Genomic DNA, 12,370 nt, shown 5'->3' on the forward strand with positions numbered 1-12,370 from the left:
GGTGTCTATATGTTTGAATTGGAATATAGCGAAATTTTTCTTCGCTTGATAATGTCTGTTGTGTTTGGAAGTACTATTGGATATGAACGTGAAATAAAAGGCCATGATGCTGGTTTACGAACACATATATTGGTCTGTGTGGGTGCATGTATTATTACTTTAGTTCAGTTGCAAGTAACTTACAGCACGGTTGAAATGGCATTAAGTGAATCAGATTTAACGCAAGTTTTAAATACAGATATGACACGGATGCCAGCTCAAATCATTAGTGGTATTGGATTTTTAGGCGCTGGTACGATTATCGTAACGAAAAAAAGTGTGACAGGATTAACCACGGCTGCTTCTATTTGGACTGTTGCTGGTTTAGGTATAGCGGTAGGAATGGGAAGCTATTTTCTAGCTTTAATCGGATGTTTGATTATCTTACTCGTTTTACGTGTCATAAAAAAAGTATTTCGTGTTCAAAGTTCGAAAAGAATTGAAATTTATTATACAAACCGTGAAGAAACTAAAAAGTTTTTGACCCGTTACTTTGCTAATATGAGCATTAATGTCCTTGGTTTAGATTACAGCGTAGATACAAATAACGTAGAAAAAAATAGTTACATCAACCTTTATACACTTAGTTTGCCAGACACTATTTCCATTTCTTCAGTAGTAGAAGATCTTTCTGAATTTGAACATATTCGTCGAATTCATACATTAAGAGAAAATTAATTGTAAAATTTTCAAAAAAAGAACAAAAGTGAAAACTCACTTTTGTTCTTTTTTTACGCTATAAAATTGACGGTGTCTCTCTAGTGTTTATTCAAAAACAACTGGTTAATCACTACTAAACCAATTCCTACTAAAGAAAGTATGGCTCCTAGAACTAAAAATGGCGGTTGATACGTAAAGGTAACTTCTGAATTTCCAGCTGCTAGCGGAAGTCCAATGAAGCCTTCATTAACTATAAGCGTTTCAACCTTCTCTCCATTCACTGTTGCTTTCCACCCCTTAGTATAAAGAATCGTTGTGGATAAAATAGACGGTTCACTCATTGTAATTGAGCCGTTAACTTTTTTATTATTAAAAGTATCAATGTTTAATTGATTGTCTCTTTTTTCCGCAACTCTAGCTGAATACTCTTCATCTAATGGAACAATAAAGACTGTAATATCTTTCAAAGCATATTTTCCTGCTTTAGAAAATTGAAGGGTGAGTGTATCATCTGTGCTGTCTTCATCTTGGTATCCCATATTAAACAACATTTTTGATCGCTTAATGTAAGAGCTAAAACTTAGCACATCGGATTGGCGGATGGATTTTTTCCGTTCGCCTAATGCTACTCTAGCCGTAAAACTTGTTGGCGTTCCAGTAAGTGGATCACTCACGCTTGGTGTGAAATCCAATCCTTCCAAGTATACGTAGACTTCAGCATTTCTTAGAATAGTGGGGTCCTCTAATAACAACTCAACTTCTCCATTCTCTTCTTTTACCGTTATCCCGTCTTTTTCGACGCTAACGTTGCTTTGATTCTTTGGACTTATTTGGACTTCTTTACTTTCAACATTTAACGGTTGGGCAAATACGGTTAAGTCCACTGGATCCACTTCTTTTTCATCTATAACAACACCATAAGATAAGAATTGTTCTTTTTCAATAGGATTCATCTTTTCAAATGATTCATACGTTAAATAAGTGGCATTAGCATAAGCAAATGGGAAATAATTTTGAGTTTCAGCTACACTAAAAGTTGAACTTTTATCGGATAGTTCTTCCACTACTTCATATCCATATGGAAGATAGGCTTCATTTTTTTTCTCTGTCAGAATGTAACGGATACCTAAAAAATTATTGGCAATTTGACGGTCGTCGAAGCCATTTCTTAAAGGTTGGATCAGTTGAAATTGACTTGTTTCTAATTGTCGGGCAAAATTTGAAATATATCCATTTGATACCGATAAATAAGAATTCAGTCCCATTTTTTCTAAGATGATCAGTTGGTTTTTCACATGGTTATCTTTACTTGTCACTCCGATTCGAGAAATATCATCATCTTTTGGCAGTTCCTGCTCAAGCCCATCAAAAGTTGATAAATACTCTTCATCTATTGTTCCATAGTCAACGGATAACTCGATTGAATTTTGTCCCCAGGGATAATAGTAATCCATTGCATTGTAGCCTAAATTCACCATAATGAGGACCAGCAAAGAAGCAGAATAAAGCCATTTAGAGCGGATTGTCAGCGTCCTTTTGTCCTGTTGTGTATTTGCTACGACTACTATCAGCCACATCATGCCTGCAAAGATCAATGGAGTGATAAAAGCTGTTCTAAATTCGGTAAACTGAACCATTACAACAATTGCTCCACTGTAAATTAGGAGCACCCAGCCCATAGCTGTATACTCGTTTTTCTTTAATTTGAACCGATTATTGTAAAGCATAGCAGCTCCTAAAGAACTAAACAAAGGGATGGCAAACGTCCATCGATTGTATGGACCTGCAAAGCCGTTCATAATAGAACCAAATACTGGCAATACTAACATTACTGCAAACAAACCTAGACTAGCTGAAATAAAGCCGAATTTTTTTCGTTTTATCCAAAGCATAGGAAGCAATAATAATGCAAAAGAAGAGAATCCAAATACCGTCCATAGGTACCGTTCAGAAATAAATAAATTTAGAATCAAAGACCAATAGTACTTAACAGGGTAAACAAGCAGTCCACTGGCAAACTTTCCAGGTTCTCTTGAAGACTGTAGGAATCCCCCTACAATCGGGACAAATAAAGCACATGAGAGCAATAACCCAATCAAATAAGAATAAACGGCTTTCCAAACATAATTCAGTAAATGTTTGATGGGTTTCTTTCCATAAAGATGAAAATACCGTATAACAGCATAAATAAAAATCAGTACACTCAACATATAAAAGAAATAGAAATTGCTGCACGCACTGAGAAATATGATTGCAATAAAGAATGTGTTTGATTCATTGTGCAGAATCTTTTCGATCCCAATGCACAATAACGGGAAAAATAGCATCGGCATGAGGAAAAATGGATGCCTCGTGACATTTAAAACAACATAAAAAGTAAAGGTATACATCACTGTACCGACTAAAGCACCCGAGCTGCCGACTTGCATCCTGCGACAATAAAATAAAAAGGCAACTCCTATAGCGTAAACACGTAGCAATACCAACACATGGTAAGCAAGTTCAGTCATACTTGCGGGAAACAGCAACCCAAGATAAACAAACGGATCCCCGACCACATAATACCCATAAGCACTTAGTACATCTGCTCCCATACCGTTTGTCCAGTCCCAAAAGGGGAAACCAGCTGCTGGGTCTGCAAAATAATCTTTGATTATAGTCAGGTAATCTTTAAAAATTAAATAGTGCTGTGAAAATCCATCACCTTCCCAGATAAATGATTTTTGCAACACTACAAAGTAACTATAAATACCAATAATCATAATTAAAAATAATCCAGTAAAGAGAGCAAAAGTTTGTTTAGTGATTTTTTTTTCTTCAAATAAATTTCTGCCAAGGTTTTTTAGCACTTACTTCACTTCCCTTGTTTGAAAATAAAAAATTTACTAAAGACATAGTTCAAAGCAACAACAATGAATTGTGTAATGATTTTTGCCAAATTAGCATCTATATCTAGTCCATCAACCAGAAGCCACATGCTTCCCATATCAAATACAGCCGATAATAAACGAAAAGACACAAATAAACTAAATTCTTTCAGCCACATTTGAAAGGTTGGTGTTTCTGATTTAAACACATACTTTTTATTGGTAAAAAAGGCAAATAAAATTGAAACAATAATGGCAATGGCATTTGCAACTAAGTAATGCGCTCCAAAAATAGAATCAAATAAATAAAATACAACAATATTAACCACGGTCGTTAGGCCGCCAAAAACTAAATAACCAATTACTTCTTCGTATCTGCTAATAAACTTTTTTATCTTAGTCATTTCTACCGTCCATCTCTTTCTTTAATTCTTTTGTTTCATCGGAATCTGTTTTACCCTTCTCACTTTCATTTTCTGAATACTCTTGAATAAAGTAAACTGGCCGTTCCTTCGTTTCAACAAAAACACGACCTAAATATTCACCAATGATTCCAAGTGAAATGAGTTGAATACCACCTAAAAATAAAATACCCGCAATTAAGGATGGGTATCCAGCTACTGTTGTTCCAAATAAAGCCGTTCTTATAATCTCAATAGCTAAGTAGACAAAAGCAAATATTGAGATGATACAGCCAATAATTGACCAGATCCTTAAAGGAATCGTACTATAAGAAGTTATTCCATTCAATGCTAAATTCATTAAAGCCGAAATTTTCCATTTTGTTTCTCCAGCTGCTCTAGCTTCTGCTATATACGAAATTTCTTTCTTTTTAAATCCTATCCAGCCATACATTCCTTTGGTATAACGCTCATGTTCTCTCAGTTGTCTTAAAGCTTCAACACATTTTTTATCCAATAATCTAAAGTCTCCAGCTTGAGGATAAACTTTTACTTTAGCTACTTTTTGCAACACACGGTAGTACATATCAGATGTCCATTTTTTTAACCATTTTTCTCCTTGACGTTCTTTTCGAACAGCATAGACGTCATCATACCCTTCTTCCCACCAATGGATCATTTCAGCGAATGTTTCTGGCGGTTGCTGTAAATCAGCATCTATAATGATTAGCGCATCTCCATTAGCATAATCAAACCCTGCTAACATGGCTGTCTCTTTGCCAAAATTGCGTGACAAATCAACATATTGTACGCGCGAGTCTTTTTGCTTGAATGCTTTTATTTGTTCAAGCGTTCTGTCTTTACTGCCGTCGTTCACAAATAGAAATTCAAATGCATACTGAGATAACTCTCCACAAACTGCCTCTAATTTTTTGTACATTTTGTCAATAACTGCCTCTTCATTATAAGCAGGAATCAATATTGTAATAGTTTTCATTCAATCTAACCTTTCATTACCATCCTTAGAACTATATCATGCATACGTTCGTCTCCTATCCAGTATATATTACAGGAAAATAGACGTCTAATTTTGACACTTCAAATGAGAATATTCTCTTAAATCGCTAAGTGTACACGGTTTCATTTCATGAATAAAGAAAAAAAACGGAGTAGAAAGACTACTCCGAATAAAGACTAGTTATTTTTTAATCTCTTTAACCTTCTCCTTTTTCGAATGAAGGGTATAAAGACATGCCGCCATCAACAAATAGCGTAATCCCTGTTACATAGCTTGACTCATTAGAAGCTAACCAAGCTGCTGCAGCTGCGACTTCTTCTGGTTTTCCGATGTAATTTAGTGGAATCATTTTTAACGTCGCTGCTTTTTGTTTCTCATCTTCAAATTTTTCAGCATTGATCGGTGTATTGATTGCTCCTGGAGCAATGCTATTGACGCGTATTCCTTTATGGGCATATTCTAGTGCAATCGTTTCATTGAACCCTTTCACTCCGGCTTTACTTGCTGAGTAGTGGGCAAATGTTGGCCATGGGATACGTTCATGTACTGAAGACAAATTAATGATATTCCCTTTTTTATCGTGTTCTAAGAAATGATTCAAAGCTGCTTTAGATCCTAGAAAAACACCTGTCAAGTTCACGTCGATTACTTTATTCCAGTCGTCTAAAGTTAACTCGTGTGTTGGAACTTGATTCTCCATACCCGCATTATTAATCCATAAATCTAACTCACCAAAATTAGAAACCGCCGCATCTAGCAAAGCTTGTATGCCTTCTTCACTGCTTACATCTGCTTGCACTGCAACAGCTTCTCCACCAATTTTCTTCAAGTCTGCTACCGTTTCTTCGGCACCCTTTTTGTCGCTATGGTAATTGATTACAACTTTCATTTTTTCTTCAGATAATCGTCTAGCAATTGCATTTCCGATTCCTTTTGAGCCGCCTGTAACGACTGCAACTTTTCCTTTTAAATCGTTGTACATCTAACTCCTCCTCTTATTTTCATTTGATAAAGGCTCCATTAAGTATAACTCACCAAAAATACAGCGTCTATTTTCAACCCTCTACCTCACCATTAACCTGATTTAATCGTTCAGCTTATTATTCGCTTTTAAACAAAACAAGAGTAAAATGTAAACTAAAGAGGATTCATGTACACCATTAATTACAGGAAGTAGGGATTAAATTGAAACTTATTTTTGTGCGACACGGATTGAGTGAATGGAACAAGTTAAATCAATTTACCGGATGGATGGATGCTGATTTAAGTGAGCAAGGGTACGAAGAAGCTCGCAAAGCCGGACAAAAAATCAAAAAAGCAGGAATTGAATTTGATTTTGCTTTCACATCGGTCTTAAAAAGAGCCATTAAGACTTGCCACATCGTATTAGAAGAATCAGATCAATTGTGGGTTCCAGAAGTAAAATCATGGCGCTTGAATGAACGCCATTATGGAGCTTTGCAAGGGTTAAATAAACAGGCTACTGTTGAAAAATTTGGCCCGGAACAAGTTCAAATTTGGCGCCGTTCTTATGATACTTTACCGCCATTATTGAAACCAGATGATCCTAATTCCGCTTTAAATGATCGTCGTTATGCGAATCTTCAAAAAAGAACCATTCCAATGGGTGAAAGTTTAAAAGTCACTTTAGAACGTGTGATTCCTTTTTGGGAAGATCACATTGCACCAGCCATTCTAGATAACAAAACGGTACTCATTGCTGCTCATGGAAACTCCATTCGAGCTTTAATCAAGTATTTAGAAGAAATACCAGATGATGAAATCACGGCATTAGAAATTCCAACAGGTCAACCACTCGTTTATGAACTGAATGAAGAATTGGCTGTAACTAAAAAATATTATTTAGACTAGGGTGTGTTTTAAAACTAGTTTATCTCGAGAAAAATAGCTGCGGTAGGCCGAATCAAAATCGTTATCTGTTTGAGTAGACGTAATAAGTCCTCATTCGACTCACTCAAAGTCGTTTTTCATTTGAGTAGACGCAGCGAGTCTTTATTCGATTAACTCAAAACCAATTTCTATTTGAGTATGCACAATAAGTCATTATTCGACCAACTTGAAGTCAGTTTCTATTTGAGCAGACTCAATGAATCTTAGTAGTTTTCAAACACGTCCTAATCAAAAAGTCATCCCTTACGAAAAGAGATGACTTTTTTGCTTTTTTCTATCTAGTTTTTTTGAGCAACACTTGCTCTGCATTTTTCTACTTCAGCTAACGCTTTTTCTAAATGATTCTTATGCCATTTGGTTCCTGTAGCTAGTTTATTTATTTTTAAAGGCAGAATTTGTTCACCGGCTGTAAAGGTTACCTTGTGTAGCAGCATATTTTTTCCTACTTCCACCGAATCTAATTCTTCAAACGGGATGATAAGCGGTTCTTTCTTGTAATCCATTTTACCTGTTACTTTATGAACGGGCAATAAAATAACTTTATCTTGCTCCATACATAACACAAAGTAAGACCCTTTTAACAACTGAGCATAAGCTCCAAATACCAATAAGGAACCTGTAGAAGGCATGATTTGTGCCCATACAGCTGTACTCTCTGTCATTGGATTCAATAAACTATTGGCATCTAAGTACGCTATTATCTCTTTTTCTGATAACATTAATCCCATCTTGTTCCCTCCCTTTTATCATTTAACAGACTACTTTAAAAATCTATTAAATCCTTTTCGATTTTAAAAATGCGTTCAACAAACTAGCCCACCAAACTAATCTGTCTTTGAGATATAACTAAATTCAGTATAACATTCCGTATTATCGATCACTATTTTTAACTATCGGTACTAGATGAGTCTATCCTCACACTCATATGGGATGAAAAAAAGGCTGTTTGATATTTTCTGCTTATTAAAGTGCAGTCTTCTACACTAAAGAAGTCCGGCATGTTAAAATCATACTAACTAAACTTTTCAGGGGGATGAGTAACATGTTAGAAAAAACGCTTGTATTAATTAAACCAGATGCTGTTGAACGAAATTTAATCGGAAATATTTTAGTAGAATATGAAAGAAATGGTCTGAAGGTCCTAGATATGAAATTAATCCATGCCACTACAGCATTGGCAGAGCAACATTATGCAGAACATAAAGGAAAACCTTTTTTTAACCGCCTAGTTTCTTATCTTACAAGAAGTCCATTAGTTGCTCTTATTTTGGAAGGCGAAAATGTTATCAGCCGCGTTCGAACTTTAAATGGAACAACAGATCCTGAAACCTCCCAAGACAATACGATTCGTGCGTTGTACGCTCTTAGTATGTCTGAAAATGCTGTACACGCTTCTGACTCGAAAGAAAGTTCAGTTCGAGAACGTGCCATTTGGTTTAGCTAAAAGCTGTTCTCACTAAAAGAATCTTTTTTAGTGTGGAACAATTGGGGCTGTGAGAACAAACTAAATTTCTTCCGGAATGAATCCTTTACAGGACTACAAGCAATCTTTATTCCTTCAGCATTTCATGGCATAAGGAGTCCCTAATCATTCTGAGCAAACCTTGGTTTTTCATCATTATTTAGTTTGCCAAATTATTAAAAAATAACTCATTTATTTAACTCCTCTTTATTGTATACTTAAGAAAAGCTCTACTATGGGAGGAAAAAAATGAAAAAGACTTTTTTATTTTTGATGAGTTCTCTGTTTTTAAGTGCTTGCACAACAACCAGTACCTTACATACATTTTCAATTGATGCCCGAACAAAAGATGTTGCTCTGGAAAACTTAGTGATTGTATCCAATGGTGCTGAATTATACATTCAGCCAACCTATCAACTATTTGCTATTGAACATACAAATAGCGACCCTGTTGATTTAGTTAAACAAGCTAGCTTTGGTCTATATGATGAAGAAGATACTCTTTTTTACTCAGTCAATATGGGCTCAAATCAAGCAGGCGTTCTTGACACACGCACTAATCCATTAGAAGGTGATTTAGTTGGTTTTACTGTACCTTCTAAAAATATAGAAACTGGAAAAAATATTAGTATTGAATTTACATATGAGAAAAACAATCAAGAAATTACAAAAAAAGTAGAGGTCGCTCTTCAAGAAAGCAAATAATACGACATTTATAGCCTAAAGAACAGGGAAATTACTGTTCTTTAGGCTATAATTCTTCGCTATTAAAAAATAAAATGGTGTATAAAATTAGCTTTGTTTATAAAAATCTATTCCATCTCTACCCTAACCAAACCATCTTTTTTCAATTCATACACTTGATCGCAGACTTCTTTTAAAAACATCCGATCATGGGAAATAGTAATGATGGAACCACCAAAGTTTTTGAATAGTTTCCGCAGTTCTGGTTGAGAGAGCGGCGAAAAATTACGTGTCGGTTCATCTAAAAGCAATACATTCTGTCCTGATAAATCGATTTTCAATAATAACAACTTGGCTTGCTGTCCTCCTGATAGTGACTGGATTGGATGATGCATTTCATCTGTCGTAAAACGCATGCTTCCTAAATAAGTCATCACTTGAGTGCGTTCTTCACTGTCTCCAGTTTTACTCAGAAATTCAACCGGTGTTTCACCCATCAGCAAATACTCAGCATAATTTTGCGGCATGTATCCAGCTGCAATATCTGTACGCTGACTTAATTCTGTCCATAATTGCTTCAGCAGTGTGCTTTTACCTACCCCGTTTTGCCCGATGATTCCTATCTTTTGAGGAGACTTCACTAGCAGATTCAGTGAGTGTGCTAAAACTTTATCTCCTAGCTTCACACTCTTATCTTCCAAATGAAGAATGGTTTTGTTTGTAGGAAGAGATTTGGTATTTGAAAATTTTACTAAAATAGCATCTGCTCTTAATGGAATCTCTTCAAAGTTTTCCTTTTCGCGTTCAAATCTTTTACCCATTGATTTTACTGCATGCATTTTCTTTTTTAATAACCTTGCTCCAGACGGATCCTGTCTTGAAATGGCTCCTTGTGCATGATGGACACTGCTTTCAACTTGTCGGTACTTGTCCATTTGTTTTTGGTGTTCTTCTCGTTGCTTGTTGGCAACTTGAGATTGGTGTTCATAGCGTGCTTCTTTTTGTTCAATGTATTCTTTATAAGATAACTTGGACACAGTCGCGACGGGTACTGTCTTATGCCTTAATAGCTCAATCTGAATGACTTTGGTCGCTGTCGCAGCAAGCAGAGATTCGTCATGCGAGATAAAAATAATCGTTAGTGGTGTAGCTTTTATAAAGTGCTCTAACCATTTGACTGTATCAAGATCCAAGTCATTAGAAGGCTCATCAAGCAATAGCAAATCAGGATCTGTTGAGAGTGCTTTTAGTAGCTGAACTTTGATTTTTTCGCCACCAGATAAACTGCCTAATGTTTGCGAACTGGTTAACCGATCAGCATCAAATCCAAGTTGTCCCACTAATTGATAGAGCATTTGGTAGTCGATGTCCATAGCATCAGCTTGACTGAAAAAGTACTGATCAACAGTATACTCCATATATTCTTGCGGTAAGGATTGCGGCAAATAAACGGTGCGACTGAACTGGTTAATCAATTCCCCTTCTGCTTGAATATAAGATTCAATACTTTTATCTTCAAGAATCCATTTTAATAAGGTTGACTTACCATTTCCTTCTTCACCGATAATGGCTACTTTTTCTCCAGGATTGACTGTAAAACTCAAGTCCTTGATGATTTCTTTTAAATCCATTAAGTGGTGCAAGGTCAAATTTCTCACTTGTAACATGCTGATTCCTCCTATCTAATAAATAAAAATGACCGCCAGCAAGTTTCTGCAGACGGTCAGTCAGTTTCAATTAAACAGATAGAATCCTAGCGTACCTATAGATGGCAACTCTATTCCCGATTCAAAAAGTTGTTTAAATGATGTATCTAAAAAAACCGTTGCAAAGAAACCCACCCTATTGGCAGAAAAAGTTTCTTCTTCAATTACGATTTGTTTTAGATAGTGTACATTTAAGCACAACCTTTCGATTTGTTAGGTGTATTATAGCAAGTATAGGTATTTTGTACAATAATTATATCGCTTTAAATAAGTATATGTACTGAAGTTGCTTCTAATGATATCATCTTATATACAATAATATTATTCTTTAAGAAATACTAGTTTCTTAGAGATTTTTTTGTGAAAAATTGTACTTATAGCCTTCCACCTTAAAGAACTTTTGAAGTTATCATAATGAACTGTTTTTTATTAAAAGATAAATGGTAGTGATTTGAAATCTGTTCAATAGATTTCAAAGTTTCCTTATTAATAGATTTCATAAAACTCTCAATTTCTTCAATTAAAACTGGAGTGCATTTGTCTAAATATTTCAATTGAAATTTTGTTAATTTAGATCTATTTCCCTCATACTTACTCCAGTCACCCAATGAATTTGGTTGATATCCTAGTTCAACATACCAAAAAGCAACTAGAATATTTTTTAATATCACGGTACATGATTCACAGTAGTTGTACTCCTTACGTTCTTTTCGACGATATAATTCATGGTAAAAGGCAAAATACTTTGATAGTAATTCATCAAATTCGTTTTGTGTAATGCGATAGACTAATTCTTTAGCTTTATTTTTTAATTCGTTTAAAAATCCTTCTTTATCAAAGATAATAAATATGTTTTGCAACCAAATATTGGGCATTAAATCTGATTTATAATACACAAAAATATCTAACTTAATAAAGTTGTTAAAATGAATGACAGCATAAGAAGTTGTTCTTGTTTCTATAAACATTATTTCACTAAGATCATCCAAAAAGAGTTGAATAAATTCTTTTTTCAAATATGAATCATTAAGCAAAATTCTCAAATCGATATCTGAAAAAGGGTCTTCACTTTTTGCAGCTATCGATCCTCCAAGAAATATACCCTCTATTCCTGAAAAACTCGAGACTTTTTCTATCAATACGTTTAAAAGATCGTGTCTATTTTTCGCAAGCTCTCCTTCATTCATGACCTAACCTCACTTAGCTTTTTTATAAGAATTATAGTATATCAACTGTAAGTTGTGAACATTCCATTCCTTCATATACTATTTCGTCTAACTCGTATGTATCCAGCAAAAGGATTCTGGTTATTCTCATAACTTTCCAGCTTTTTCTCTTTTTGTTTACTATCAAAAAGAAAAAACTTTTCATCGTCATTAATATTTAAGACATTCAAAATATTATCAAAAATATTATGTATATCTTTTTTTAGCGTACCTAGTTTTACCAAATCATTAATAGTTTGAATCGTTTCTTTGATACTCCGAGAGATTTGTTATGAATACGACCGTTTTTTATTTATACTAATATTATAAAACTATTTAAAGCAACAGACTAGCCAAATAATTTTAACAACAACTATATTTAAATACTGTTATATTCAGTTTGTGGTTGAATGTTAA

At 34.7% G+C, this 12,370-nt stretch carries 11 protein-coding genes; 4 read left to right on the top strand and 7 right to left on the bottom strand.

Annotated features, from left to right (window positions below; all coding sequences use genetic code 11):
* The first annotated feature begins 9 nt into the window (after positions 1 to 9).
* Positions 10 to 717, top strand: coding sequence for an MgtC/SapB family protein (locus BP18_RS07945; RefSeq protein ID WP_007723911.1), 708 nt, complete (start codon positions 10 to 12; stop codon positions 715 to 717).
* 80 nt (positions 718 to 797) lie between these two features.
* Here BP18_RS07945 and BP18_RS07950 read toward each other — a convergent pair whose 3' ends face one another.
* The 4 genes from BP18_RS07950 to BP18_RS07965 all read right to left on the bottom strand — a co-directional run bounded on the left by BP18_RS07950 (position 798) and on the right by BP18_RS07965 (position 5,967).
* Positions 798 to 3,548, bottom strand: coding sequence for a YfhO family protein (locus BP18_RS07950; RefSeq protein ID WP_029277277.1), 2,751 nt, complete (start codon positions 3,546 to 3,548; stop codon positions 798 to 800).
* A gap of 5 nt (positions 3,549 to 3,553) precedes the next feature.
* Positions 3,554 to 3,970, bottom strand: coding sequence for a GtrA family protein (locus BP18_RS07955; protein WP_035050577.1), 417 nt, complete (start codon positions 3,968 to 3,970; stop codon positions 3,554 to 3,556).
* The gene (locus BP18_RS07960; protein WP_029277273.1) at positions 3,963 to 4,964 is read right to left on the bottom strand and encodes a glycosyltransferase family 2 protein; all 1,002 of its coding nucleotides are present in this window, start codon (positions 4,962 to 4,964) and stop codon (positions 3,963 to 3,965) included. The genes BP18_RS07955 and BP18_RS07960 overlap by 8 nt, the downstream gene beginning before the upstream one ends.
* 217 nt (positions 4,965 to 5,181) lie before the next feature.
* The gene (locus tag BP18_RS07965; RefSeq protein ID WP_029277271.1) at positions 5,182 to 5,967 is read right to left on the bottom strand and encodes a glucose-1-dehydrogenase; all 786 of its coding nucleotides are present in this window, start codon (positions 5,965 to 5,967) and stop codon (positions 5,182 to 5,184) included.
* A 203-nt stretch (positions 5,968 to 6,170) separates the two neighbouring features.
* Between BP18_RS07965 and gpmA the strand changes: the two genes are divergently transcribed.
* A complete protein-coding gene (gene gpmA / locus BP18_RS07970; RefSeq protein WP_029277269.1) occupies positions 6,171 to 6,857 on the top strand; it encodes a 2,3-diphosphoglycerate-dependent phosphoglycerate mutase in 687 nt (228 codons plus the stop codon).
* Positions 6,858 to 7,174: 317 nt separating this feature from the next.
* Here the strand turns inward: gpmA and BP18_RS07975 are convergent, their stop codons facing one another.
* Entirely contained in the window at positions 7,175 to 7,624 is a 450-nt protein-coding gene (locus BP18_RS07975) for a hypothetical protein (RefSeq protein ID WP_007723933.1), read from the bottom strand.
* A 314-nt stretch (positions 7,625 to 7,938) separates the two neighbouring features.
* On the opposite strand from BP18_RS07975, the gene ndk reads away from it, so the two are divergent.
* Entirely contained in the window at positions 7,939 to 8,340 is a 402-nt protein-coding gene (ndk, locus tag BP18_RS07980; protein ID WP_007723936.1) for a nucleoside-diphosphate kinase, read from the top strand.
* Positions 8,341 to 8,607: 267 nt separating this feature from the next.
* Positions 8,608 to 9,063, top strand: a complete 456-nt coding sequence (locus tag BP18_RS07985; protein WP_007723938.1) for a hypothetical protein — start codon at positions 8,608 to 8,610, stop codon at positions 9,061 to 9,063.
* Between the two features lie 107 nt (positions 9,064 to 9,170).
* On the opposite strand, the gene BP18_RS07990 is transcribed toward BP18_RS07985, so the two are convergent.
* Both BP18_RS07990 and BP18_RS07995 read right to left on the bottom strand, forming a co-directional pair.
* Complete coding sequence (locus BP18_RS07990) at positions 9,171 to 10,709, bottom strand: ATP-binding cassette domain-containing protein (protein WP_007723940.1); 1,539 nt, start codon at positions 10,707 to 10,709, stop codon at positions 9,171 to 9,173.
* Between the two features lie 428 nt (positions 10,710 to 11,137).
* Entirely contained in the window at positions 11,138 to 11,935 is a 798-nt protein-coding gene (locus BP18_RS07995) for a nucleotidyltransferase domain-containing protein (RefSeq protein ID WP_007723941.1), read from the bottom strand.
* Positions 11,936 to 12,370 lie beyond the last annotated feature (435 nt).

This window comes from Carnobacterium jeotgali MS3 (assembly GCF_000745125.1).
GTDB classification, from domain to species: domain Bacteria; phylum Bacillota; class Bacilli; order Lactobacillales; family Carnobacteriaceae; genus Carnobacterium_B; species Carnobacterium_B jeotgali.

Bases quoted from the DNA above. Each gene is read 5' to 3' on its own strand.
- BP18_RS07985 (WP_007723938.1), top strand. From the start codon at position 8,608: ATGAAAAAGACTTTTTTATTTTTGATGAGTTCTCTGTTTTTAAGTGCT.
- BP18_RS07960 (WP_029277273.1), bottom strand. From the start codon at position 4,964: ATGAAAACTATTACAATATTGATTCCTGCTTATAATGAAGAGGCAGTT.
- BP18_RS07995 (WP_007723941.1), bottom strand. From the start codon at position 11,935: ATGAATGAAGGAGAGCTTGCGAAAAATAGACACGATCTTTTAAACGTA.
- BP18_RS07955 (WP_035050577.1), bottom strand. From the start codon at position 3,970: ATGACTAAGATAAAAAAGTTTATTAGCAGATACGAAGAAGTAATTGGT.
- BP18_RS07990 (WP_007723940.1), bottom strand. From the start codon at position 10,709: ATGTTACAAGTGAGAAATTTGACCTTGCACCACTTAATGGATTTAAAA.
- BP18_RS07965 (WP_029277271.1), bottom strand. From the start codon at position 5,967: ATGTACAACGATTTAAAAGGAAAAGTTGCAGTCGTTACAGGCGGCTCA.
- BP18_RS07975 (WP_007723933.1), bottom strand. From the start codon at position 7,624: ATGGGATTAATGTTATCAGAAAAAGAGATAATAGCGTACTTAGATGCC.
- ndk (WP_007723936.1), top strand. From the start codon at position 7,939: ATGTTAGAAAAAACGCTTGTATTAATTAAACCAGATGCTGTTGAACGA.
- BP18_RS07945 (WP_007723911.1), top strand. From the start codon at position 10: ATGTTTGAATTGGAATATAGCGAAATTTTTCTTCGCTTGATAATGTCT.